This window comes from Synergistaceae bacterium, assembly GCA_017443945.1.
GTDB lineage: Bacteria > Synergistota > Synergistia > Synergistales > Aminobacteriaceae > JAFUXM01.
Map to the genome: position 1 here is coordinate 1 of JAFSXS010000019.1, position 25574 is coordinate 25574.

The following is a 25574-nucleotide window of genomic DNA, read 5'->3' on the forward strand; positions in this document are numbered from 1 at the left end:
AGCGCGAACCGGGAAAAATTTTATCGCCGGCGTAACAATTTTTTTGCACAGTACCGCAGCCAATGATGAATAATGTAATGATTTCTATGAATAAAATCTGTCCGGCATTGTGCGCAAGTAGTCTTGATTAACGGAAAAATTTTCGCATATTTTCGGCAGAGCTTGTAGAATCCATAATGAAACGAGAACGACAAATTACCCGATGAGAGGTGCAGCAGCTTTATATCGCAAATAAATATTTTTCCCGAATATTTTTCCTGAGTGTGAAGACATGCTTCCGCAGCGTATAAATGCCAGTTATCGCAAATTTTTTCGTCAAATTTATTATTCGCAAAATGTTCCGTGAGTCCCCCGAAAAAGCATTCACCAAATGTGTTGCATTCCATAATAGAGCCTCGTACGCGAAAATCTCCCGCATAACCAATTTCGCCGGTTTTATTCCATTTATGCAAAATATTTGTGAAGACTCCGGACTCATCAAATTTAACGCCGGCAACTCCTAAAATATCATGCTGGCCGATCTGCTCAAGATATGATAAAAACTTTGCGAGCGTATCAGGTTCATTCAGCAAAATATCTTGATGTGAGAAAATTACATATTTTGTGCGGATTTGACTCAACACTGAATTATAAGCACTTGCACACGACGAAAAATTTTTATTGCCGACGTTATTAATGCCGATTAAGTCATAATTGCAGGTTTGAGTCTTTAGAGAGTTCACGAAATTATTATATACGCCCTCGTTGCTGTAACAGCAAATTATTGTTATTTCGCTCATAAATAAATCACTCCTGTAAATTTTCAAGTTTCAGGCTTAAGTCTTCCCATTGAGAATAAAAATTTTGCAGCTCCTTATCAAGGTTATCACGTTCTATCATGAGAGATTTTATTTTTCCTGAGTCCGCTAATATTTCAGGGTTGCACAATAAATTATCAATCTCGTTAATTCTTGCTTCTAAGTCAGAAATATTTTTCTCGCACTGGACAATTAATTTTTTCACGGCTCTAATTTCGCGTAAATTGCTGTCATGATTCAAATTTTTTGACTTGGCCGGAGCGTGTGTTATTTCCTGACTCGTTAATGACTCCTCGCGTTTTTCTAGGAACCACGAATAATTTCCGGGATAATCGTATAATTTGCCGTCTCTTATCTCTAAGACTCTTTCTGCTAGAACGTCTAAAAAATGTCTGTCATGCGATACAATTAATAATGTGCCTTGATACTTGAGTAAAGCTCGTTCTACAATTTCGCGTGTATTCTGGTCTAAATGGTTAGTGGGTTCGTCTAGGATTAAAAAATTTGTCTCCTCAAGCATTAATTTATAGAGTGCTAATCTTGCCTTCTCTCCTCCTGATAAAACGCTGGCTGATTTATTTATGTCATCGCCCGAAAATAGGAAAGCTCCCAGCAAATTACGCCGTTCAACGTCATTTAAGCGTGAAGACACCGATCTTGCTTCCTCGAATACCGTATGAGAATAATTTATATTTTGTGCGCTTTCTTGCGAGTAATAAGCAAATTTCACGTTGTGGCCGAGTTTTATAATTCCGTCAGAGGGCGATTCGTTCATGCTTAAGAGTCTTAGAAGTGTGGATTTTCCTGCACCGTTAATGCCGACGAGTGCGACTCTTTCTCCGCGATTTATCACAAAATTTACGTCATGGAAGACGCATAAATCACCGTAATTTTTCGCGAGATTAGAAACTTTCAGGACTTCCCAACCGCTTGCAGGTGCTTCCGGGATATTAATTTTTACGGTTTTGTCGTGTGCAGCGAGTTCGATACGATTAATTTTTTCGAGCTGCTTAATCCTGCTTTGAACTTGTGCTGCTTTCGTAGCTTTATATCTGAATCTGTTAATAAATGACTCGATTCGCTTTATTTCACTTTGCTGGCGTGTAAATGCTTTTGTGAGTAATTCTTGATTCTGCGCTTTGACTTCGAGAAATTCATCATAATTATACGGATAAAGAGTGATAGTCCCGTGTTCTAAATCTGCAATTGATTCGGCAATGTTTTCGAGAAATCTTGTATCATGTGAGACTGCTGCGACTGCGCCTTTATGAGTCCTTAGCCAGCCTTCAAGCCATTCCATACTCTCTGTATCTAAATGATTTGTAGGTTCATCGAGTAAAAGCACATCAGGAGACTCGATCAATAATGCAGCAATAGCAATTCTCATTTTCCAGCCTCCGGAAAAATCGCGGCAGTTTTTCATTTCGTCGCCCCTCACGAAGCCTAGACCGTGCAAAATTTTTAACGCCATTGACTCGAAAGCAAACCCGCCTAAATTCTCGAATCTGCGTTCAAGTCGTGAATGTTCGTTCAATAAGGACTCGTGATTAATTTGTGGGAGCGATAATTTTTCCTCGACGGCGCGTAATTTTGACTCGATTTCTGCGATACCTGCGCGGGATTTCAAATATTGCATTAACGGCACCGGTTCAAGTTCGATTAAGTCCTGCGGTAAATATCCGACTGTTAAATTTTTTGAGCGTTCGATTATGCCTGAGTCCGCTTGAATTTCGCCCGTAATCACCCGCAAGAGTGTAGTTTTTCCGACACCATTTGCACCGACAATGCCTATTCGTGAATTGTCCTGAATCTGCAAATTGAGTCCGTTAAATATAATTCTTTCGCCGAATGAAAGTTTTAAATTTTTTATGTCGATCATGAAAATATATTAGCACAGAGACGGGAAAATTTTTTTATTAGTGCTAAAGATTCCCGTAAAAATTTGTAATGGATAAACATTTTCGAAAAGCTATAACAAAATATTTCTGTTGAGCTAAAAACTTGAATATTTACAAAAATTTGTTGTATATGTGCGACCCTTTTTTTCCCCGCCTGTAATTATAAATGCACGTTTCCGAAAAACTTTATTATATAACAAATGCACTTGAATAGCTGTAAAACTTTTTGCATGTTCGCGACGTGAGGCCAACGAGAGCAGTTATTGACGCACAATCGGCACAGGTTGTAAAAAGGTTTTCGCCTTTGACTTTGCATAGATTTGAAAATTTAATGAATCATGACTCGGAGTAAAATTCTCGAACAAAATATTTCTGTACGTGTGATATTGATATTATAGTTAACACACTTGATTTATTATGTTAATGGTATAATTTGTATAGGAAATTTTTTCACTCAATATTTCACGAAAAACGACAATTTTACAACTACATTTGCAACTACAAAAAAGTTAATCTTTAGCAGTTACAGTAATACTTCGCACAAAAATTTTATTTTTTATCTATGCGATTCATTGTGCTAATTTATTGTTGATAGAGTAGAGCTGTCTGGAAAAATTTTTTGCAAGTGTTAAAGTGTAATAACTATATTATTTCTTCACGCATTACCCGCAAATTTTTTATGAGCTTGTGAGCTGTATCTGGTGAACATAATGAACTATAATAGCACTTGCATGCAGCTGGAATTATTTAAATCATAAAATATTTTTGTTGAGCTAAAAACTTGAATATTTACAAAAAATTTTGTGTGCGACCTGTTTTTTTTTCGTACTCTTTTTCCCCGCCCGTAATTATAAATGCATGTTTCCGGAAGACTTTATTAATATAATTTTATGTCGCCCCTTTTTGTGAGAAAATATAACAAAATTTTTATGATATTCAGGAGGTCTATATGGATTCAGATTTAATCAGCGTAATTATTCCCGTTTATAATGCGCAAAATTATATAGAAAAATGTATTGATTCACTAATAAAGCAGGATTATACAAACCTCGAAATTATTATAGTGAACGACGGCAGCACAGATAACTCAGAAAAAATTTGCAAATCTTTCGCCGACAAAGACAGCCGGATAAAATATTTCTCCAAACCAAACGGAGGCCCGGCAGCTGCGAGAAATTATGCACTCGATAGAATGACCGGAAAATATGTAACTTTTCTCGATAATGATGATTGGATTTTGCCTAATTATGTGAGTGAGCTTTATAATTTGCTGATAAAGTATAATGCTGATTTTTCCTGCTGTTACGAAGCACACGAAATAGAACAACTCGACAATAAACACGAAATTATCATTACAGAGTACTCGAAAGACGAATTTGCAGAAAAATTAATCCCTGACGAAATCGGCAGTAAATTAATTTGCAGATTATTCAAATCAGAACTGTTTGACGGACTCAGAATGCCCGAAGATTTTAGAAGCGTCGAAGATATGAGAATCTTACCTCAAATTTTAATGCGCTCAAAAAAAGTTGTCTCGACAAATAAATATTTATATTACTATTATGTTAACCCAGCCGGAGCAAGTGCAGTGTATTCGCAAAATCCGTCGCGCTCAATAGAAGTATCACGAATCTTTATCGAACGCTATGACATCGCAAAAAATTGGGTGCCCGATAGAGTGCCGCTAGTATTAGACAGGGCTGTCTGGTGGGGGGTATCTTCCTTTTGCTTGTACAATGAGAAATATGCAGAAATTTACGGCGGACATTACAGAACGATTCAAGAATTTTTCAAGGCTCATGAAAGCGAAATAGCCTGCTCGCCCTTGATAGCAAGAAAATATAAAGTTTCAGCAAAATTACTCGGAAGAAAGCGATTCAAAACTTTTTTCACGATTTTGCGTATAATTCATTTTCTGAAGGGTAAATAAAAGCTGTGATAATATAGCAGCAAAAAATTTTTCAGGAGGAATTTATTTATTATGGGAGTATTGAAGCACTATAGAGAATTATTACCGGTTACAGCAAATACGCCGGATGTGAATCTTGAAGAAGGATCAACGCCGTTAATTTTTTTGCCTAGAGTAAGTGAAAGGCTCGGAATTAAATTATTCGGAAAATTTGAAGGCTGCAACCCGTCTGGATCGTTCAAAGACAGGGGCATGGTCTTAGCAGTTGCAAAGGCGTTAGAAGAAGGCAAACGTGCAATAATCTGCGCATCAACAGGAAATACAAGCGCGTCGGCTGCTGCTTATGCTGCGTCACAGGGGATTCCTTGTTTTGTGTTATTGCCTGCTGGTAAAGTCGCACTCGGAAAACTTGCACAGGCTTTAATGTACGGCGCAAAAGTTATAGCAGTGAAGGGAAATTTTGACAGAGCACTCGAATTAGCGCGTGAAGGTGCAGAAAAAACCGGTTGTGCTATGGTAAATTCTGTTAACCCGTTTAGACTCATTGGTCAGCGTTCAGGAGCTTGGGAAATCTGCGACGTTCTCGGACATGCTCCAGACTGGCACGCTATACCCGTAGGCAATGCAGGAAATATCAGCGCATATTGGGCAGGTTACAACGAATATTTTAAGCTCGGAAAAATAAACACTCTTCCGCGAATGATGGGATTTCAGGCAGAAGGAGCAGCACCGCTCGTAAATAATAAACCATGTCCGAATCCTGAGACAATCGCAACAGCAATAAGAATCGGAAATCCTGTAAGCGCACATTTAGCACGTGCAGCAGTGAAAGAATCTAACGGCGAATTTAATTCCGTTACTGACTCAGAGATTCTAAACGCTCAAAAAATTTTAGCATCAGAGGGCGGAGTCTTTGCTGAACCTGCGTCATGTGCTCCATTAGCGGGACTGATAAAATTAAAGTCTCTCGGAAAATTGCCGGAAGGAATCACAGCTGTAATGATTCTCACTGGTAACGGCTTAAAGGATCCTGATACAGCAATGAGTCAAGTCGGGAAGCCCATAGAAATTAATGATACTCTTGATGATTTAATGAAGGTCTTAGAATGCCGTTAATTAGTCTTAAGGTACCCGCAACAACTGCAAATTTAGGTTCCGGATTTGACACGCTGGGAATGGCATTAAGTCTCTATAATATTTTCACGGTTGATAAAATTCTGCCTGAAGGTGAATATGCCTGCGAAATTTCCGGAGAAGGTGTCGACGAACTCAAGGACGCGCGAAAAAATATGATCGTAACAAGTTATCTGCGTGCGTGCCAAGAATGGAATTTGCAAGCTAAGGGGTTTGCGTTCTCATGCTGTAATGCAGTGCCGTTAAATAGGGGTCTGGGCAGCTCTTCAACTGCTGTAGTTGCCGGAGTAGTAATCGCTAATTTATTGAGTGAGTCAAATTTTCCGGAAAGTGAATTACTGCGCGTCATGACATTAATAGAAGGTCATCCGGATAATGTAGTGCCGTGCTTTATAGGGGGTATGACTGTCTCATGCTGGGACGGCGAGTCATTGCGTTATGTGAGGCTGCCTGCTTTGCCTGATAGTTTGAATGTTATAGCTGCTGTTCCTGATTTCCAAGTTCATACGGAAGACGCGAGAAAAATTTTGCCTGATAGCGTGCCTTTTCGTGATGCAGTCTTTAATGTGAGTCATGCGTCTTTATTGTGTGCTGCGTGGGCGATGGGGCGCTGGGATTTATTGCGTGTCGGAATGGAAGACAGACTTCACCAACCACACCGGGCGAAATTATTTCCTGGTGAGACGGGAGAAAAATTTTTCAGCGAGATTGCGAATCATCCTGACTGCATAGCGACTGCAATATCAGGATCAGGGCCTACAATGATAGCGATAGTTCACGGCCAGGCGGGTAAATTATCGGGTGCAATGTGCAAATTATTCACGGACGGAGGGGCAGCTTCTCACTTTTTTGTGTTAAATTGTGCATCGTCGGGGACTGTCATAGAGTAAAAAAATTTTATCGCCGTATGTACGTTGAATTTGTTATGAGTCCGCCGCCTCGCCCCACCCACCCACCCTGCTCGGCGGCGGAAAAAGCAAAAGACTCGCCGTTAATCCCACTTTTCAGACTTGTATATAATCTGAATGAATCTATTATTTATTGACGAACCCGGGAATCTTTTCGAGGCTTCCGGATTATATGTCATTGTTATAGTTGTATATCTGTCCGGAGTCCATGCGTTAGAGAGAATTAATTTGCGGCTGTTTCTTGCGCTTATTCTCGGTCTCTCGTTGCCTGAACCGTAAGCCCTGTTAAAGCCCTTCTGTAATAGCTCGTAAAATTGCCGGTCCTTCTCTGCGTCGCCCATGCTCTGAAGATATGCCGCTTTAGTCTTCAAAACTTTTTGCTTGTAAAAGCTGAATATAAACGTAGCCGGGTAACCTTCAAACATGCCTTCCATAGTGAGAGAGTCTTTGCGTGGAGTTACGACTCTTGCACCGCTGTTCTGCATTCGTTTTTGTGTGCGTGCGTAGGTGTGCCCGAACGGAAGAGACATAAATGCGTCTGCGCTGTTAGAGAGTGCATAAGCCGCCGAGCTGATGAAAATTATTATTAGTGCGGGAAAAAATTTTTTTGCGTTCATGTAATATCACCTCATGCGTAAAGTAATTTTCCGGCAGGTTCGGGAATTTCGCGGCCAAGTGATATAGCTGTCTCGATCCATTCTTGAATCACTATTCCTGCATTGTATAGAGCTTCCTGCGGCGTTGATCCGTCTGACATGCACCCGGCCAGTTCGGGAACTTCCACGATAAATTTATTGTCAAGCTCAGACCAGTAAATAATTTTTTCGTACTTGTCCATTTATTAACCTCCATAAAATATTAAAGTTTCAAACCATATTTGATTATAATATTTCGCACTTGTTTAACCTGATACGCTTTAGCGCTGCTTCCGTCAGACTGAATATTGATAATTTCTTCGATTCCTTCATGCCAATAAATAAAATGACTCCCCTTAGTACGATGATAAAATCCGAGAGAATCAAGCAACTTTTGCAAATCACTAAACGCTATATTACTATCCCTTGAACCGCTAAGTACTAGAGATAAAATTTTAGGTGTTGATGTCATGATTTAAAATTCCCATTCAAGAAAATTTGCGCTTCTTGCCTCGTTGCCGCTGCCTTTTGTGAAGAACGCTTTATATTTTCTTGACGCATATCTCTTGACTCTTGCCGGGCGTAATTCAGCTCTTGCTACTAATTTATAATGTCTGTCGTAAAATAGCATACTCCCGCCGAATGTGCGATTATATTTTGTCTTGTTCGTTATCGTAAGAGTCAAGCTGTCAAAATTGTAATGCACACCAGAAAATAATAATCCGTTTCTGCCTGGGACTCTGCCCTCACGTATAAAAGCCTCGCTCACTCCCGTTAATGTCAGAAAAATTAATATAAACGCTGCAAATTTTTTCATGTCAATAATTCCCTCCTTCAAGTTAAAATCTATAATAATAATAGCATGAAGGGAGACAAGTTTTATGCAATATCCTTTATTCCCGTTTATGATTGACATATCTGACAGCAAAATATTAATTATCGGCGGGGGTCATGTTGCTTCAAGACGTGCGGAGACTCTGTTAAAGTGCGGTGCAGAAGTTACGGCGGTGAGTCCGTTATTTATTGATGATTTTCCGGAAAAAGTTATAAAAATTTGCCGTGCATTCAAAATTTCTGATATTGATAAAAAATTTTTGTTCGTTATAGCGGCCTCTGACAATCGCGAAATAAATAGACTCGTTCATGACCGCGCAAAGAGTCTTGATATTCCCGTAAATATTGCTGATAATCAGAATGAATGCGATTTCTTTTTCCCGTCGCTGATAAATTATGAAAATATTGCAGTGAGTGTGAGTTCAGCCGGCGAATCAAGCAAATTAACCCGCAAATTATCAGATAGACTCCGTGAAATTTGGCCGATTTGGGTTCGTGAAGAGCGCGAAAAAAATACTTGCTTTTACGCCTTATCCCAAGACTTAGCACAGAGAATCCCGCTATTTTTGCCGTCATCAACAGTGAATTTGCGCGACTCATGGGCGGGGAGGGGGTAAGGGGGACGGGCTTTTGGGGGTCCCCCTCGTACACGTAAAAAAATTTTTCAGCGTAATAATGGTCAACGCACTTAATTTGTTATGTCCGCCACCTGCCAAAATCAAGGGCAGCAAAAGTTTTTACAGATATTCAAATTTAGCCGCCATATAAAGCTGAAAAGTGCAAAAATTGCGGAATTAGGCTGATTTAGAGATTTTTTACTGTGATATAATACCCCGCTATAAAACTTGTGAATGAAAAATTTTTATACATTTAAGTATTTTACGCGGTATTTGCATATGTTATAATGCTTACATTCAACGAGTAAATATAATTTTATAGATAAGGGCAGTCAAATTTATATGTCGTGATTGACTAATTAGCGGCAGGTCGGGAGGAATATTTTTTGAGAGATCTAGACAGACAGCGGGAGTCTTCGCAATATAGAAGTTACAATAATAGTTATCAGCCTCGTTCCCGCAAAAAAAAGAAAAAAGGCGTATCACTCGCATTTTGCTGGGGATTCGGTGTATTTGTGTTTCTCACGTTTGGGCTTGCTTCGTTCTTGATGTTTTCGGCGGGACAGTTTAGTTTTTCGGCGGGAACAGATATCGACCCTGCATGGGGAGGCAGTGAAGGCAGCGACACAACAATAACCGGAAATTTAATCAAAGTAGAAGTTACTGACCTTGAAGGCGCAAAACCTCAGCAGCGCGAAAATTTATATGTCTACACCGAGAATACTTTAAATGAGGAAATCGGACCGCTTCCAAAATATTTATCGGACTATGAAAGCATTATATTAAGTGTTCACGAGGACGGCACAAGAATGCCCGATAACGATGACGAAGACGAAGAAATCCCCCCAGCACCAGCAGAAAATATTACGCCTCCAGAAAATCCCGCACCTCAGCAGCCAATTTTAGTTGAGAATGCAACAGTATGGCGCGAACATGTCGTGAAGAACGGCGAAACACTTTCAGATATAGCACTGGCTCACGGCAATATCACAGCGCAGGACATTTTACGAGCAAACGGACTCAAAGACGCAAACAGACTCTCAGAAAATCAGCTCTTATTAATTCCTAACGATCCAAGCAAGATAGAAGAAACTTTAGACGAGGTTAGAACCCGGCAAATGAGAATCGCCGCAACAAAAGAAAAAGTCGAGCCCCTCAAGGTAAAAACTTATGTAGTAGCACCGGGAGACTCTCTATGGTCAATCTCGAACACGCAAAATATAGAGCTTGATACTTTAATCGGCAGCAACACTTTCAAGACTTCAGCAAGACTCAGACCCGGCGCAAAATTGAGAATCCCCAATCAGGACGGAATTTTTTACGTGTTAAAGAAGGGTGAGAGCTTAGAAGAAGTCAGCAAGCGTTACGGAGTCAGTATCAACAAATTAAAGCAGGTAAATGTAAATGTCGATGTTGCAGCACTCAAGACCGGCGACGAAATATTTTTACCGGGCGCAAAACCTGACGGACTCATTGAACGCAGAGACGCTCCGAGATTGGCAGTTAAACCGGCTCCGGCACCGTCAAAAACACCGCCGTCAAAGCCTGCACCCGCACCGAAGCCGCAGCCTAATGACGTAGCTGTCAGAAACGGGACATACAGATGGCCTATCATGGGAAGAATTAACAGCCCATTTGGTTGGAGACAGCACCCGATCACACGGCGCAGAGATTTTCACACGGGAATCGACATCAAAGCCGCAAGGGGAGACCCAATCAAAGCGGCTGGTTCTGGCAAAGTTGTTTATTCCGGATGGATGGGCGGTTATGGCAAAGTCTTAGTAATCGAGCATTCAAACGGTCAGTCAACATTATATGCTCATTGCAGCACACTATTAGCAGGAAAGGGAGCAAGTATTTCATCAGGTCAGCTAGTAGCAAGAGTCGGCACTACAGGACGTTCAACGGGCCCGCACTTACATTTTGAGGTTCGCAACGGAAATAGCCCTGTAAATCCGATTAAGTACCTGAGCAGATAACATGTCAAAATTTGTATTTATCACCGGCGGTGTAGTATCGTCTTTAGGCAAGGGAATCACGGCAGGTTCTGTCGGCACTCTCTTAAAGAAGCGCGGACTCAAGGTTTCTATTTTGAAAGTTGACCCTTATTTGAACGTCGACGCAGGAACTATGAATCCATTTCAGCACGGAGAAGTTTTCGTAACTGACGACGGAGCAGAAACAGATTTAGATCTCGGCCATTATGAAAGATTTATAGATGAGACTTTGAGCGAGAAAAATTCAATAACGACCGGGAAAATTTATTCAAGCGTAATCAAGAAGGAACGGCGCGGCGATTATCTGGGCGGAACTGTTCAAGTTATCCCGCACATTACGAATGATATTCAAGAACGCATAATCAGGGCTGCTGAAAATCTTGATGTCTTGATTGTCGAAATAGGCGGGACTGTCGGCGATATTGAGGGTCAGCCGTTTTTGGAGGCAATAAGGCAAATGGCAGTAAGAGTCGGCCGTGAAAATGTCGTTTATTGTCATGTTACGTTAGTCCCGTATCTTGAAGCAGCAAAGGAATTGAAGACTAAGCCCACGCAGCACAGTGTACAGGAATTGCGCCGAATTGGAATTTTGCCTAATGTCCTAGTTTGCCGGACGAGTCATCCTATGGATACAGGCATGAAGAATAAAATCGCGCTTTTCTGTGATGTTCCGCCCGAAGCCGTTATAGAGGTCAGAGATGAGAAGACAATTTATAATGTGCCTGTGAGCCTTCATAAGCAGGGACTCGATGATTTAATTCTGAAATATTTAGGTCTGAATCATGAGTCAGAACCGGACTTAAGCGACTGGTTAAGAGTTGTCGACAGATATATTAATCCCCCTGAAGAAGTAAATATTGCTTTGGTCGGGAAATATGTACAGCACAAGGACGCATATTTAAGCGTTGTCGAAGCACTGCATCACGGCGGAATCGCTCACAGTGTAAGAGTCAATATTGTATCTGTAGAATCTGAAGACTTAGAGACAGGAGATCCGGCAGAAATATTAAAATTTGCTGATGGAATATTAATCCCCGGCGGATTCGGAGTCAGAGGCGTTGAAGGCATGATAACAGCTGCGAAATATGCGCGTGAAAATAACGTGCCTTTATTCGGGATTTGTCTGGGAATGCAAATGATGGTCGTAGAATTTGCCCGTAATGTCTGCAAGCTTCCCGACGCTCACAGCAAAGAAATGAACCCGGCGACTCCTCATCCTGTAATACACTTAATGGAGGAACAGGAAAATTTAAGCGATCTCGGAGGAACAATGAGACTCGGTGCTTATCCGTGTGATTTAGTCGAAGGCACGAAGGCGGCGGCGGCTTATGGACAGTTAAAAATTTCCGAGCGTCATAGACACAGATACGAATTTAATAACGCATATAGAAAGCGACTCGAAAATGCCGGCTTGAAAATTTCCGGAGTCTGCACAGAACGTGATTTAGTAGAAATTATAGAGTTACCTGATCAAAATTGGTATGTGGGCGGGCAGTTTCACGGCGAGTTAAAATCGCGTCCGATTCGTCCTCATCCGTTATTTGACGGTTTTATCAATGCAAGTGTAAATTACATGCGAAATAGAGCAAAGGAGGCTTAAAATTTTTATGAAGAAATTTGTAACAATTTTTGCGGCAATAATATTAATTTTTTCGTCGTCAGTCTGTCTAGCGTCTGAAGCCGTCCCCGATAATGACCCAAATTCCGGCTCATCACATCAAATGATGGAACAAATCGAGAATATTATTTACGGTTATGTCTCACAGGGAGGTTTGCTTGAAAGATTATCAAAGGCGGAAGGTGATTTATTCGGTCGGAGTCTTCCCGGCACAATGGCAGAAAGACACGCGGCAATCTTAAATTTTCTTGAGACTGGGACTCCTGAGCAGCCCTCTATGTTATTCAAGCTCGGTGTTGCTGAATGGGTAGTCGATAAAAAAATTAGAGCCTCTGAACCTGCAATAAAGCGCGTAGAAAGACTCGAGACAAATTTAAACGGTACCGCAAATAACGGAAGTCCAATTGTTATGCGCGTTGAAAGCCTTTTATCGACACTGTTAATGGATCCCGTGTCATCACAGCCCGTAACAGTTCCGGCCAATACAGTTTTGAAATTTCGCTTTATGGACGAGTTAAGCCCCGCAAAATCAAAGATCGGTGATTATGTGAGACTTGAATTAACGAGCGACTTAATAGTAAATAATTTTCTCGTTGCTCCGGCCGGATCGTTATTAATTACTGAAGTAAGAGACGTTAAACGCCCGCGCATGTTTGGAATCCCCGGCGAGGTCAGAATCTCATTTAACGAGCTAAAACCGTTAGGCCCTCAACATCCAACAGTAAAAGTCGGCAAAGAGTCAGAGAACGCAATAAAAGAAGCCCGCAGAGTAGGTGATCGCGGAGAAGGCGGAATCGTCGGTGCAGGTGCAGCAAGTGTTGCGGGAGCAGCTTTGTTAGGCCCTGTTGGACTCGTGGGAGGTTTATTTATTCGCGGAAATTCCATAAGAATCCCGGAAGGTTCAGTAACTTTTGCGCAGATTTCTGAAGATATAGCGGTCTTGTCATATCCTATTCCGGCAAGTCTGCAGAGCACCATAACGAATAATATAAACACGATCCCCCCGAATCATGATACTTCAGCGACACCGCCTAATTTCGACCCTAACAGAGATACGATCATAAAAGGTGATGTCTTCAACAGGAGTCAATACGGGACACCGACATATTCAGGTTCAGGATCAGGAGCTGGCACAGGTGGAGACTTCCAATTACCGCCGGAACAGCCGGTTAATTAAGTTATTCGCAAAATTTTTACTCGCAGTGATTGTTATTGCTGTGAGTAATTTTTTTTGTTTTGCGGCATGTGCTGACCCTTTCAATGATACTATAAGGATTCTCGAACGATGGACGGCGACTCACTGGGGTCAAGACTGTTTTGTGTGGATCGTCCATTATCCCGAAGAATTAATTAATCCATGGGTAGAAGCTGAAGCCATACGCGCAGGAATGAGCGACACCCAGCAGGAAGCCTACAGAAAAAATTTTGTCTCTGAATTACAGCTTGACAAGTCAGAAACTTTTTTAGTGAGCGTTTATTCATTCGGAGCTAATCCCGTTAATTTGTCGCCTTTACGTGATAATATTGCGTTAATTTCCGGTTCAGGCGAGAGAGTCAAGCCCTCAAGATTTGACGCAGGACTCGAAATTCCAGCGCGCGGAGTGATTCAAGGACTTGTTTTCTTCCCTAAGCAGATTAACAAGAATTATTCTATCTCGTTAAAAGGTATCGGACGCAATGAAAGATTATTCACGTTTGCACCCTTAGAGACTGCCCCCGCACCTGTTCCGGCAAATAAACCTGAATTAGTAGTGGTGAATCTTCCAAGACGGGAACCGCCGAGAAAACCGACTCCGCCCGTGAAGCCCAAACCCCCGGCACCTCCTGCAATACCGCCGAGACCGATTCAGCCGATTTTTACGGAGACTTCAAATGATATGGCCGATTTTGTTAGAAACGTGCGCAATAGAAATACTACGAGTCAAGACACTAGACCAGCACCACCGGCAGCACGTCCGACAAATTCAGGAGCAGCCTACGCAAGCCGTGAGTCAGTGTTGCGGAAATTTTTATCACTCTGGGCTATCAGTTCATATTCAGAAATGTACGAGATGTTGTGCACTAGTTCGAAAAAAGTTATTTCACGCGATAATTTTGCGAAAGCTGCTGCAAAGGCTTCTGACATGAGAGCGGCTCTGAAGGGTGATTATAGAATCGATTGGATAGGTGAAGAACGCGCGAAAGTAATTGCTACACAGAAGACTTTAATATTTAGGTCTGTAGTGAGTCGTACGCTGGGAGTTGTGCGCGAAGGGTCTTCATGGAAAATAGTATGGTGAAAGGAGTAAATATTTTATGAGACGTTTATTAGCTGTGTTATTGATTTTGTCGGTTGTTGTTGCGAGTCCAGCGTTAGGGGCAAAAGCTCGCAGATCTCGTAGATCTCAAAGAATAACCGACGCGCAATTTTTGAAGTTGTGCGAAGAGGGAGACGAGCAAAAAATTATCGATGCTATAAAAAAGGGTGCTAATGTCAATGCTAAAGATAGCGATGGCTGGGCTGCTCTTCTGTATGTACTACTAAGTAATAAGAACATCGAAATAATTAATGCGTTTATAAATGCTGGTGCTGATGTCAATATTAGAGATAGTATTGGATTGACAGTTTTAATGCTAGTACTAAGAGACTATTCTGATTCTCCTAACAAATTAGCATTAGTGAATACATTGTTAAAGGCTGGAGCTGATGTTAATGCTAATATACCGAATACTCACTGGAGTGTTTTAATGGTGGCAGTAATGTTTAATCATAATCCAGAAATAATTACTAAATTAATAGAAGCAGGAGCTAATATTAACGCTAAAGATAACTTAGGCTCTACCCCTCTAATAGATGCAACAAGATTTAATAGTAATCCAGAAATAATTAATGTATTACTAAAGGCTGGAGCTAATGTTAATGACGAAGATAATCGTGGTTATACCGCTTTAACATGGGCAGTAATGAAATATGCGCATATTAAAAGTAGTCTCGAAAAAATAAATGCTCTTCTTGACGCAGGCGCACATGTTGATAGATTAACACTTAATTATGCTCGCGATAATGATAAACTCGCAGGCTCGGACGCTCTAAAACGTTTGGAAGAATTAAGCAAATGAGAGGAGTAAATATTTTGCGTAAAAGTTTATTAGTTGTGCTAATTTTTTTGTTGAGTGCGAGTCAACTTCAGGCGGCGAGACTTCATGACGAGCAATTTTTATTCTTATGTGCTAACGGAACTCCGCAGGAAATCAATAACGCCATCAAATCAGGAGCAAACGTCAACGCAAAATTTAATGACGGCGTTACAGCTTTAATGTTTGCAGCAGTTAATAATAAGAATCCTGAAGTAATAAAAATTTTATTGCAGGCTCGAAATAATGTTAACTATAAGGATAATGACGGCATGACAGCTCTAATGTTTGCGGCAAACAGCAGAAATGACTCAGAAGTAATTAAATTACTGCTTAAAGCCGGAGCAAATGTAAACGCTAAAGATAAAACAAGTTCGACAGCTTTAATTTTTGCGGCATGCAGTACTAACAATCCTGAAGTAATAAATATTTTATTGAAGGCCGGTGCTGATGTAAACGCTGAAGATAAAAGCGGCTGGACGGCTCTAATATGGGCGGCAAAGTTCAACGAGAATCCCGAAATTGTTAATGCACTCATAGACTCAGATTCACCCGTAAAACATCGCGACAAATCCGGCAGAACAGCTCTTGATTACGCACGCAATAATGAGAATCTCAAAGGCTCGGACGCTCTTAAACGTTTGGAAGAATTAAGCAAATAAAGAAGGTTGATATAAATTATGAAACGTTTGTTATTGTCAATATTAATTATTTTCTCGATTTTGAATGCTAATCAAGTTCAGGCAGCGAAATCACAGAATATAAGCGGCGAAAAATTTTTAGATTTATGCAGAAATGGAACAGCGCAAGAAATTATTAATGCAATAAATTCAGGTGCAAACGTCAACGCAAAAGATGATGACGGGACTACTGCTTTTATGATAGCGTCTGCAGTGAATAAAGACAGCGAAGTAATTAATGCACTCATAAAGGCCGGTGCTGATGTAAACGCTAAAACAAGTTTCGGCGGGACGGCTCTAATGTCGGCAGCGGCGGTTAATTCTCCCGAAATCGTTAATATACTGCTTAGTGCCGGAGCTGATGTCAACGCAAAAAATTATCACGACCTGACAGCTTTAATGTACGCAGCCTCAAATAGTGAATATCCTGAAATAATAAATATGCTGATTAATTCAGGAGCAGACGTTAAAGCCCGCGACCAATCAGGAAAATCAGCACTCGATTACGCCCGCAATAATGAGAATCTCAAAGGCTCGGAAGCTCTAAAACGTTTGGAAGAGTTAAGCAAATGAAATTTTCAATCACAAAACTTGTAATAGCCGGCTTCTTTCTGGGATTCGTCGTGTTAGTGCGTTTTGCAATGCGTGATATTAATCTCAATATAGATTTACTGCGCGAGAGCCTCGAAAATTTGCCCGGCATAGTCATGGAAAATATACAATTTGCGCGCGAAATTTCCGGCGACACTTGGCGAATCAGAATCCCATATTTAGAGCGCGACGGCGATATTGTCAGCGTTAAATCTCTTGATGTCAGGCGCGAAATAAAATCCGGCGGAGAATGGTACTTTTTCGGCAGTAAAGGCACCTATCAGCACGACATTAAATCCGCGAGTCTTCTCGGTCTGCTCGGCACACTTGACACAGGCGAAAGAGTCTGGAATCTAGAGAGTCCCCGCCTCAACTGGCAGGAAAAAAATAACACTTTCTCATTTCCTGAAGGCTTCACAATTTATGACGACGAATTTATGTTAAAGACTCCTAATGCAAGCATGGATGAAAGCGGCGTGATATTATTAGAGCGAGGAGGAGTAATCCAATGGTTAAAACCTTTAGAACAATTTTAGTAATTTGCATAGTAATTTTTTCTTGCTGTGAAGTAATAAACGCTGCTGACGGCGAGTCAGATTCAGAAAATGACGTACCGGACAAAGTTACACTAAATGCCGATAGAGTCTCATTCAACGACGAGACCGGCAACGCATTAGCAGAAGGCCGCGCAGTTATGACCTTCAACGATACAACTATAATGGCCGAACGAATCGAATACGACGCTTCATCACAGAAAGTTCAAGCAATGCCCCTTCCCGGCGAGAAAATAATTTTAAAGCAGGAAAATAGAGTCTTACGGGGAGATCAGCTCAACTACAATTTAAACACTAAAGAAGGCATTTTATCAGGAGCAGCTACTAAAATCGGCATAGGCGAAAACAACGCAACTTTATACGTTCATGGACAAGATATTGAAGTTATCCCGTGGTCTGTTGCTCAGGAACGCGGACTCGTAAGCGGTACACCCGAAGATTATTTTGTGCGCTGGCATAATGTAACTTTCACGACTTGTGAACTAGATCACCCGCATTATAGACTCGAGTCAAAAGTTATTACGTTCATTCCCGGAAAAAGAATCATCGCCAGACGTCCGCGAGTCTATCTTGGGAACACTTATTTATTTACTTCTCCATTTGATTATGTCTTGAGATTACAGCGTAAAGCAATCGGTTATTCTTTCCTGCCGTATTTGCAGCGCAGTGATAGAAAAGGTTCCGGCGGAGGTATGTCGGGTGCACTCGGCTGGGACACAGGCTCTATTTCTCTGGGAGGTTCATGGAGTCGCAAAGCAAAATTTGAATACAAAATCGACATTGACCAGGAAATAAACGATAAATTTTCTATCAATATCGGAGTCGAACACACTTGGAATGACTTATGGCAGGAAAAATTTTATCACCCCTACGCGTCATTGATTTATGATTATAACGGATGGAACGCTCGTCTAACATGGAGCCGCAACGAATACATAAGCGAACGCAAAGACGCAATCACCGAGTACAAAGGCAAAGTAACCAGAGAGCCCGAATTTATTATTTATGCGCCATGGTTCAAAAGCTCGCTTTATTCATGGATGAGAGTTTTTGCGTCATACGGCAGATACAAAGAGTCATTATATATGCTCCCTCAAGATCGTTCTGTTAATAGATACGGCGTAGGATTCAGAAATTATTTCGAGTACCCTTTCGGCCAAGTTACTTTATTTGCTGACTCGCGGGGTGAAGCATGGTTTTACGATAAAGACAAAACAAATATGGAAATGTTACGAAATTTTACGGGCATTAGATATAACCTCGGTGCGTTAGAATTAGGGACAGGATACGAGAGACAATATGTCTGGGGTAGAAGTGCAATGTATTGGGATCAATATTTCAATCTTGAGCGAATCCATCAGAAAGTCAGATTTCCCGTTGGCCGTGAGGTTTATTTAGGTGTCAGAGGCAGCTACGATCTAAAAGAGTCAAAGATAGATCAAGTGATTTACAGTGTTCAATGGGTTACTGACTGTATGATATGGGACTTGCATTACAAAGACGAACGAGTTTTTGACGGCGATAATAGTTTAGGCTTAACTATTTCGATTAATGCTTACCCAGACTCGGATGTCTCGTTTGGACAGAGGCGCGAAGTTGACCCGTTTGTCAGGCCGCGTGAAGTCCCTACGAAGACAAAATAAATTTATGAAAGGCTGTGAAATAATGTATTTATGCTACATTGACGGAAAATTTGTCAAACCTGAAGACGCAAAGTTACCAATTTCAGATTTAATCATTCAGCGCGGAGTCGGAGTCTTTGAAGCTCTTGCATCGCGTAATCTCAAGCCCTTAATGCTTACTCCTCACATGAATAGATTTATTAACAGTGCAAAGAGTTCCGGAATCTCAAATCTTCCCGACGTTGAATTTATGAAAAATGTAGTCCGTGAAGGAATCGCTAAAGTAGGTCATGACGTTAGAGTCAGAACGTTTTTAACCGGCGGCGACTCTTTCGATTCAGTAAAAAATTGCTTTACGGAACCTCGATTCTTTGTTATATTCGATGAAGCAAATTTTTTGACTCCTGAAGATTTTGAGCGCGGAGTAATTCTCGAACCTTTACCGCTTGGCCGTGATGATCCGTCAGTAAAGAGCGTTGATTACCGCATAACGTTCAAATTGCCAGCCGGAGCAAGCGACGTGTTGTATTGCCCAAACGGTGAAATAACAGAAGCAGGACACAGCAATTTTTATTTAGTCCTGAAAGATGACACGATTGTAACTGCTCCATTATCACGGGTCTTGAAGGGTACAACGAGAGACGGTGCACTCGAACTCGCAAAAGAGGCCGGAATCAAAGTCGAGGAACGCTGCCCGTTATGGTCGGAACTTGCTAGCGAGAAAGCATCAGAAGCATTTATTACCGGCAGCATAAAAATGGTCGTTCCAGTCGTGAAAGTCGGCGGAATAACTTTAGGAGACGGCAAGCCCGGAAAAATTACGCGCAAAATTGCAGATTTATACGCGAAAAATATAGAAAAATGGCTTGAATAAGGTATCACCTCCGGGAATTTAACGCTCGGAGTATTTATAAAAATTTTATGTAGGAGGTCAATATTTTCATAATGGAACAGATTCGCTCATTATCGCAGTTAATCGAAGACGCTACGAAATTATGTGCTGATAAAGGCCGTAAAAGAATTTCTGTAGCAATGGCAGAGGACGCAGGATTAATTTCCGCAATCGAGGACGCTCGCAAAATGGGACTCGTTGAGGCTACACTCGTAGGCAACCCCGACAAAGTCAAAGAGTGCATCGCTGAAGCAGGCGCGTCAGAGTCAAGTTATCACATTATCCCCGAAACAAACGAGGCTAAATGCGGTATCGTCGCAGTTACTGAAGTATCAGAAGGCCGAGCAGATATTTATATGAAGGGTCAGCTGCATACGGATCATTTCTTGCGCGGAATGTTAAACAAGGAAGTTGGACTCAGAGTCGGCAAAAACGCTATTTCACATTGTTATTTCCACTCGATTCCCGGTTTCGACAGAATAATTTTCATCGCTGACGGAGCATTTAACATGTATCCGGATCTCAAGATGAAGGCCGATATAGTTCAGAACACCGTAAATTTTGCACGTTCACTCGGCGTTGAAGTCCCGAAAGTCGCATGTCTTGCAGCCGTCGAAATGGTCAATCCCGATATGCCCTGCACTCTTGACGCAACAGCACTTGTACAAATGAACGCACGCGGACAGATTAAAAATTGTGTGGTTGACGGCCCCTTAGCACTTGATAACGCAATTAACGAGGAAGCCGCGAAAATCAAGCACATTAAATCACCCGTCGCAGGCCACGCAGATATTTTATTTGTGCCTCAAATCGAAGTAGGTAACGCTCTAGCAAAGTCAATCAGCTTCTTTGCAAAAGGCAGTGAGACAGCTGGATTAATCATCGGTGCAAAAGCTCCAGTTGTATTAACAAGCCGCGCAGACTCACCGAGAGCAAAATTATTATCAATCGCAGGAGCAGTAATGTTAGCTCATCATCAGGGCTAATTTATAATTTATAGGGAGGAATTATTTATTATGAAAAAAGTTTTAGCACTCGCGCTCGTTCTTTCTTGTTTATTTGCAGGATCAGCATATGCAAAAGTTACGCTTGTTTACGCAGAAGTTAATCCGCTTGACTCAATCGTAGGACAGACAGCAACATTTTTCAAGAACAAAGTAGAAGAACTCTCAAAGGGTGAAGTTATTATCGACATTCAGGCCGGCGGTGTTCTCGGTTCAGAAGCTCAGGTCTTAGACGGAATACTTGGCGGCGGCGACACAATCGACATGTCAAGAATTTCAGCGTTCGCCCTTACAAGCTATGGCTGCCAGAAAGCTATGTTATTATCAATCCCCTACACATTTGTAAGCCGTGAACATTTCTGGAAATTTGCAAATAGTGAGTTAGCAGCAGAATTTCTTGCAGAACCTCATGTAATCGGACTCCCGTTAAGAGGCATTTGCTACGGTGAAGAGGGATTCAGACATTTCTTCTTCAAAGAAAAAGTTGCAGGCTTGAGCGATCTTAAGGGCAAAAAGATTCGTGTTTCAGATGACCCGATTATGACCGGAATGGTAAGCAATTTAGGCGCAAATCCTACAGTTGTTACTTACACAGAACTTTACAGCGCATTACAGACCGGCGTTACTGACGGTGCCGAGCAGCCCATCGCAAATTACAGATCTAATGCATTCTCAGAAGTTGCACCGAACTTATTACTTGACGGACACACACTCGGCGCAATTCAGATTGTTATCGCTGACTCAGGCTGGAATAAGTTAAACGACCAGCAGCGCGCTTGGATCATGGAAGCAGGAAAAGCAACCCAGCAGTTTAACGCCCAGTTATCAGCAGGCGAGGAAGCAAAAGTATTAGAACTTCTCCGCAAAGACGGCGTAAATGTTGTTGATGTTCCCGACAAAACAGAGTGGGTCAAAGCCTGCCAGCCTACAATTCAGGCAAATACATCAAGCCAGGCCGAACTTTACAAGCAAATTGTTGATATGCAGTAAGATTTAATTTTTCAGCGGGAGGAGTTAATAAATTTCTCCCGTTTAATTTATGTGAAGTGAAATATTAAATAGTAAAGGGGTGTTATTGAATGAATATAGCAGCATTTATTTTCGCAGTCGCAGGAGCATTACTCTCAATTTTTCAGGAAATTAATTTAACGGGCGGACTCTTGCCGATTCCAGGTCTCAGCATATTTAAGATTGTAAATTTAATGTTGAACGCTCAGAACGCGCAATTTTTTCGAGGTATGCCCAAAGAGTTAATATTTATGTTAATCGCGGTAGTAGTCGCGGCTGTCCTTGCTGTAATAGCTGCTTTCACGGCAATTAAACGTGCGGGCGGGACAGGACTTCTCGTTGTGAGTGCTCTTATATGTCTTGGGATATTCGGATTCGTAAATATTGCCGCAAAAAATGAATTACCGTTTATGAGCGGCTTATTACTTCAAGAGTTTGCGATTTGGGGAGCTTTATATCTCGTTGCTGCTGTATTATGTTTCATGGACGGACAGAACACAAATGACACCTCTTCACAGCAAAATTAACAGAAAGGAATGATTAATAATTATGCGCGGATTCTTCAAGGCGGTTGCGTTTATAAGGCCGCTCTATGATATTACTGATAAATTAGTTATGCTGATCTGCAAGTTATTATTAATTGCTGATATTGCAATAACTTCAATGGCCGTTGCAGGACGTTATATCTCATGGATTCCCGATCCGGCGTGGAGTGAGCAAATGGTCTTGACATTTATGGTCTATATGGCTGTGTTGTCGGCGACTCTTGCGATTCGTCGTCGCGCTCACATAAGAATGACGGCATTTGATAAATATTTGCCCGACGGACTCGTGAAATTTCTTGATTTATTAGCAGATGTTGCAGTCTTTGCGCTCGGAATTATTATGCTCGTCTATGGCATTAAAGTATGTCAATCGCCGTTAGCAAGATTCGGAAGATATGAGTCAATCCCGACATTAAGCCGCGTTTGGATGTACCTGCCGATACCTATTGCGGGCGGAAGTATGGCGATTTTCGAGCTTGAGCAGATATTTATGAGACTCGAAGAAATTTTTGTGCCTCAGGAAAAAGCGTAATGAGAAATTTTCTAACCGTCTTAGTTGTCTTGAGTATGAGTCTGGCTGCTTTTGCAAGTCCTACAAGTTTTTTGCTGGATGCAGTAATGAACAGCGATATTACTCCGCAACAAATTCAAGCTCTCATAAAGTCCGGTGCAAATGTCAAATATTCTGACAAATACGGGAATACAGCACTGATTAAAGCGGCATCATTTGCAAGTCCGGAAGTAATAAAAATTTTGATTGATTCAGGTTCGGACGTAAACGCAGTAAATATAATAGGCTTCACAGCGTTATTAAATGCAGCAGAAACGAATCGAAATCCTGAAGTAATAAAGATTCTCGTATCTGCCGGAGCAAATGTAAACTTTAAGGGCGAAAAAGGCCGTACAGCTCTTATGATTGCAGCAGAACATAATAATCAGTCAGCAATGAAAATTTTAATCGATTCGGGAGCAGACATTTACGCAGAAGACGACGACGGCAGGACAGCAATTTATTACGCAAAATATGACGCAAAACAAATTATTCTTGACGCTATAAAATAAGGAGGTCATGACGTGAAAAAATTTACTCTTGCACTTACTGTGATTCTCGTGATCGCTTCATGTGCTTTTGCGGATCCTACGAGCGATTTATTCAGAGCAGTAAAGAACGAAAACTCAACCCCGCAGGATGTGCGAATCCCAATAAGGCGCGGAGCAGAATTAAATCACAGAAATTCTAACGGCTGGACACCTTTAGACTTGGCCGTAATGAATCCTAATGCAGACGTGATTTATACGTTCCTGAAAGAAGGAGATCAGGAAATTAGAATCAATATGCGCGACGAGTACGGTAACACAGCCCTTATGAAAGCAGCTTACTATAACGACAATCCCGAAGTCGTGAAAATCTTGATTGATTTCGGCGCAGACGTGAACATCAAAAACGACATCGGGCAGACAGCTCTTGATTTCGCGAGAACTGAAGAAATAAAGCAAATAATTCTTGATGCAGCAGGTGAGAAATAATTATGAGTCCTGAAGATATTTCGACATTAGTATTACTGGGAACATTTTTCGCGATGATTTTATTGCGTTTCCCGATAGCTTATGCTGTTGGCCTCTCGACTGTGTTTTGTTTAATGTCGCAGGGTCAGGCACTTGTTACACTTCCTCAGCAAATGGTAAAAGGTATTTGGTCATTCAGCTTAATGGCGGTCCCGTTTTTCATCACAATGGGAGTCTTAATGGGAACAGGGGGAATTTCCGACAAGTTAATTGCGCTTGCAAATTCTCTAGTCGGCTGGATGCGCGGCGGTCTTGCAATGGTCAATATTGTTGCTTCTTACTTTTTCGGCGGTATTTCCGGCTCGGCTTCAGCTGATACGGCTTCGTTAGGTTCGATTTTGATTCCTATGATGGTAGATCAGGGTTACGACGCAGATTTCTCGACAGCAGTTACAATTACGTCATCATGCGAGGGCCTGCTTGTTCCTCCGAGTCATAACATGGTCATTTACGCGACAACTGCAAGCGGAATTTCTGTAGGAGCTTTATTCATGGCCGGTTATATTCCCGGTGCTTTATTAGCAATTTCGTTAATGGTCGGTTCATATATAATTTCCGTGAAGAAAAATTATCCTAAGGGCAAACCGTTCAGCTTTTCATTTTTCCTGAAAGAATTAGCGACATCTTTCTGGGCATTAGCGGCGGTCTTAATAGTTGTCGTCGGAGTTGTCGGCGGAGTCTTTACAGCAACTGAGTCAGCAGCTATTGCAGTCGTATATTCGCTCATCGTATCAGTATTTATTTATCGCGGCTTAACATGGAAAGGCGTATGGAAGGCTTTAGATACATGCGTTGAGACTCTTGCGATAGTGTTAATACTTATTGCAACGTCGGCGGCATTCGGTTACTGCTTGACGACTCTTCACGTGCCGTTGAAGGCTGCAAACTTGATTAAGAGCGTTTCAGACAACCCGATTATAATTGCGTTAATGTTGAATGCGATTTTATTAATTCTCGGCTGTATTATGGATATGGCACCGATTATATTAATTGCCACGCCGATTTTGTTGCCGGTTGCGCAGTCAATAGGAATCAGCGCGATTCAGTTCGGTGTAATGGTAATTCTTAATTGCGGTATCGGATTATTAACGCCTCCGGTCGGGTCGGTCTTGTTCATTGGATCAGCAGTCGCAAAATTACCGATGGAAAAAGTAGTAAAAGCTACTCTCCCGTTCTATCTTTGCATGTTGATAACACTTTTACTGCTTACGTTTATTCCGGCTATAAGTTTATGGCTGCCTGCGTTCTTCGGTTATGCAGTGTAGAAAAAATTTATCGTTTCCTTTCTGTGAGTCAATCGCAGGAGGGATTTTTTTATGGCCGTCTATAAATGAATAGTGATCTTACATTGAAGTCTTTCGGAAACATGCATTTATAATTAGGTGGGGAAAAAGAGCGCGAGAAAAAAACGGGTCGCACACATACAACAAATTTAATATATAAGCATAATCTCATTTATCATGTAGAGCAGGTACACAGAGTCGTCCAGCACAAGATAATCGCAAATTTATAAATTACGCATTGTCGTTTTACGCGGGAATTTGAGCAAAACTTTTTGAGATTGTCAAGCTGAGAACTAGAGCAGTGGGAGGCATTCAAGAAATGAACCCTACAAAAGAGAGCTCAACACTAAAATTTATATAGCAGTGGA

Annotated in this window: 27 protein-coding genes; 21 read left to right on the forward strand and 6 right to left on the reverse strand. The window is 41.4% G+C overall.

Annotated elements, in window-relative coordinates; all coding sequences use genetic code 11:
- Positions 1–20: 20 nt before the first annotated feature.
- Together IJT21_02030 and IJT21_02035 are read right to left on the reverse strand one after the other, a co-directional pair.
- Positions 21–779 carry a hypothetical protein gene (locus IJT21_02030; protein MBQ7577026.1) on the reverse strand — a complete coding sequence of 253 codons (759 nt, stop codon included), beginning with the start codon at positions 777–779 and terminating at the stop codon, positions 21–23.
- Positions 780–786: 7 nt separating this feature from the next.
- The gene (locus tag IJT21_02035; protein ID MBQ7577027.1) at positions 787–2676 is read right to left on the reverse strand and encodes an ABC-F family ATP-binding cassette domain-containing protein; all 1890 of its coding nucleotides are present in this window, start codon (positions 2674–2676) and stop codon (positions 787–789) included.
- Between the two features lie 968 nt (positions 2677–3644).
- Between IJT21_02035 and IJT21_02040 the strand changes: the two genes are divergently transcribed.
- The 3 genes from IJT21_02040 to IJT21_02050 are packed head-to-tail and all read left to right on the forward strand — an operon-like array spanning position 3645 to position 6628.
- Positions 3645–4625 carry a glycosyltransferase family 2 protein gene (locus tag IJT21_02040; protein ID MBQ7577028.1) on the forward strand — a complete coding sequence of 327 codons (981 nt, stop codon included), beginning with the start codon at positions 3645–3647 and terminating at the stop codon, positions 4623–4625.
- Between the two features lie 51 nt (positions 4626–4676).
- Complete coding sequence (locus tag IJT21_02045; protein ID MBQ7577029.1) at positions 4677–5720, forward strand: threonine synthase; 1044 nt, start codon at positions 4677–4679, stop codon at positions 5718–5720.
- The gene (locus tag IJT21_02050; protein MBQ7577030.1) at positions 5711–6628 is read left to right on the forward strand and encodes a homoserine kinase; all 918 of its coding nucleotides are present in this window, start codon (positions 5711–5713) and stop codon (positions 6626–6628) included. The genes IJT21_02045 and IJT21_02050 overlap by 10 nt, the downstream gene beginning before the upstream one ends.
- A gap of 101 nt (positions 6629–6729) precedes the next feature.
- Here the strand turns inward: IJT21_02050 and IJT21_02055 are convergent, their stop codons facing one another.
- Genes IJT21_02055 through IJT21_02070 form a run of 4 tightly spaced genes read right to left on the reverse strand, consistent with a single transcriptional unit; the run spans position 6730 to position 8098 of the window.
- Complete coding sequence (locus IJT21_02055) at positions 6730–7263, reverse strand: hypothetical protein (GenBank protein ID MBQ7577031.1); 534 nt, start codon at positions 7261–7263, stop codon at positions 6730–6732.
- Positions 7264–7274: 11 nt separating this feature from the next.
- On the reverse strand, positions 7275–7484 hold the full coding sequence (locus tag IJT21_02060; GenBank protein MBQ7577032.1) for a type II toxin-antitoxin system HicB family antitoxin: 210 nt from the start codon (positions 7482–7484) through the stop codon (positions 7275–7277).
- 20 nt (positions 7485–7504) lie between these two features.
- On the reverse strand, positions 7505–7753 hold the full coding sequence (locus IJT21_02065) for a type II toxin-antitoxin system HicA family toxin (protein MBQ7577033.1): 249 nt from the start codon (positions 7751–7753) through the stop codon (positions 7505–7507).
- Positions 7754–7756: 3 nt separating this feature from the next.
- On the reverse strand, positions 7757–8098 hold the full coding sequence (locus IJT21_02070) for a hypothetical protein (protein ID MBQ7577034.1): 342 nt from the start codon (positions 8096–8098) through the stop codon (positions 7757–7759).
- 64 nt (positions 8099–8162) lie between these two features.
- Between IJT21_02070 and IJT21_02075 the strand changes: the two genes are divergently transcribed.
- From IJT21_02075 to IJT21_02160, 18 genes are all read left to right on the forward strand, one after another.
- A complete protein-coding gene (locus tag IJT21_02075; protein ID MBQ7577035.1) occupies positions 8163–8732 on the forward strand; it encodes a bifunctional precorrin-2 dehydrogenase/sirohydrochlorin ferrochelatase in 570 nt (189 codons plus the stop codon).
- Positions 8733–9118: 386 nt separating this feature from the next.
- On the forward strand, positions 9119–10711 hold the full coding sequence (locus IJT21_02080; protein MBQ7577036.1) for a peptidoglycan DD-metalloendopeptidase family protein: 1593 nt from the start codon (positions 9119–9121) through the stop codon (positions 10709–10711).
- A gap of 1 nt (position 10712) precedes the next feature.
- Positions 10713–12329 (forward strand): CTP synthase, encoded by a 1617-nt coding sequence (locus IJT21_02085; protein MBQ7577037.1) that lies wholly within the window; start codon positions 10713–10715, stop codon positions 12327–12329.
- Between the two features lie 7 nt (positions 12330–12336).
- Complete coding sequence (locus IJT21_02090; GenBank protein MBQ7577038.1) at positions 12337–13524, forward strand: hypothetical protein; 1188 nt, start codon at positions 12337–12339, stop codon at positions 13522–13524.
- A 40-nt stretch (positions 13525–13564) separates the two neighbouring features.
- Positions 13565–14626 (forward strand): hypothetical protein, encoded by a 1062-nt coding sequence (locus IJT21_02095; GenBank protein MBQ7577039.1) that lies wholly within the window; start codon positions 13565–13567, stop codon positions 14624–14626.
- Between the two features lie 16 nt (positions 14627–14642).
- Complete coding sequence (locus tag IJT21_02100; GenBank protein ID MBQ7577040.1) at positions 14643–15446, forward strand: ankyrin repeat domain-containing protein; 804 nt, start codon at positions 14643–14645, stop codon at positions 15444–15446.
- Positions 15443–16123 (forward strand): ankyrin repeat domain-containing protein, encoded by a 681-nt coding sequence (locus tag IJT21_02105; GenBank protein ID MBQ7577041.1) that lies wholly within the window; start codon positions 15443–15445, stop codon positions 16121–16123. Before IJT21_02100 ends, IJT21_02105 begins: the two co-directional genes overlap by 4 nt.
- An 18-nt stretch (positions 16124–16141) precedes the next feature.
- Positions 16142–16714: an ankyrin repeat domain-containing protein gene (locus IJT21_02110; GenBank protein ID MBQ7577042.1), complete on the forward strand. Its 573-nt coding sequence runs from the start codon at positions 16142–16144 to the stop codon at positions 16712–16714.
- Positions 16711–17268: a hypothetical protein gene (locus IJT21_02115; GenBank protein MBQ7577043.1), complete on the forward strand. Its 558-nt coding sequence runs from the start codon at positions 16711–16713 to the stop codon at positions 17266–17268. The genes IJT21_02110 and IJT21_02115 overlap by 4 nt, the downstream gene beginning before the upstream one ends.
- Positions 17241–18929, forward strand: coding sequence for an LPS-assembly protein LptD (locus IJT21_02120; protein MBQ7577044.1), 1689 nt, complete (start codon positions 17241–17243; stop codon positions 18927–18929). The genes IJT21_02115 and IJT21_02120 overlap by 28 nt, the downstream gene beginning before the upstream one ends.
- Before the next feature lie 22 nt (positions 18930–18951).
- Positions 18952–19782 (forward strand): aminotransferase class IV family protein, encoded by an 831-nt coding sequence (locus IJT21_02125; protein MBQ7577045.1) that lies wholly within the window; start codon positions 18952–18954, stop codon positions 19780–19782.
- 71 nt (positions 19783–19853) lie between these two features.
- Positions 19854–20786, forward strand: a complete 933-nt coding sequence (locus IJT21_02130) for a bifunctional enoyl-CoA hydratase/phosphate acetyltransferase (GenBank protein MBQ7577046.1) — start codon at positions 19854–19856, stop codon at positions 20784–20786.
- A gap of 30 nt (positions 20787–20816) precedes the next feature.
- Positions 20817–21794, forward strand: a complete 978-nt coding sequence (locus IJT21_02135) for a TRAP transporter substrate-binding protein (protein ID MBQ7577047.1) — start codon at positions 20817–20819, stop codon at positions 21792–21794.
- 89 nt (positions 21795–21883) lie between these two features.
- Positions 21884–22339 (forward strand): hypothetical protein, encoded by a 456-nt coding sequence (locus IJT21_02140; GenBank protein ID MBQ7577048.1) that lies wholly within the window; start codon positions 21884–21886, stop codon positions 22337–22339.
- A 22-nt stretch (positions 22340–22361) separates the two neighbouring features.
- Positions 22362–22889, forward strand: coding sequence for a TRAP transporter small permease subunit (locus IJT21_02145; protein ID MBQ7577049.1), 528 nt, complete (start codon positions 22362–22364; stop codon positions 22887–22889).
- Complete coding sequence (locus IJT21_02150; protein MBQ7577050.1) at positions 22889–23419, forward strand: ankyrin repeat domain-containing protein; 531 nt, start codon at positions 22889–22891, stop codon at positions 23417–23419. The genes IJT21_02145 and IJT21_02150 overlap by 1 nt, the downstream gene beginning before the upstream one ends.
- Before the next feature lie 12 nt (positions 23420–23431).
- Entirely contained in the window at positions 23432–23884 is a 453-nt protein-coding gene (locus IJT21_02155; GenBank protein ID MBQ7577051.1) for an ankyrin repeat domain-containing protein, read from the forward strand.
- Positions 23885–23886: 2 nt separating this feature from the next.
- Positions 23887–25188 (forward strand): TRAP transporter large permease, encoded by a 1302-nt coding sequence (locus IJT21_02160; GenBank protein MBQ7577052.1) that lies wholly within the window; start codon positions 23887–23889, stop codon positions 25186–25188.
- The last annotated feature ends 386 nt before the right edge of the window (positions 25189–25574 follow it).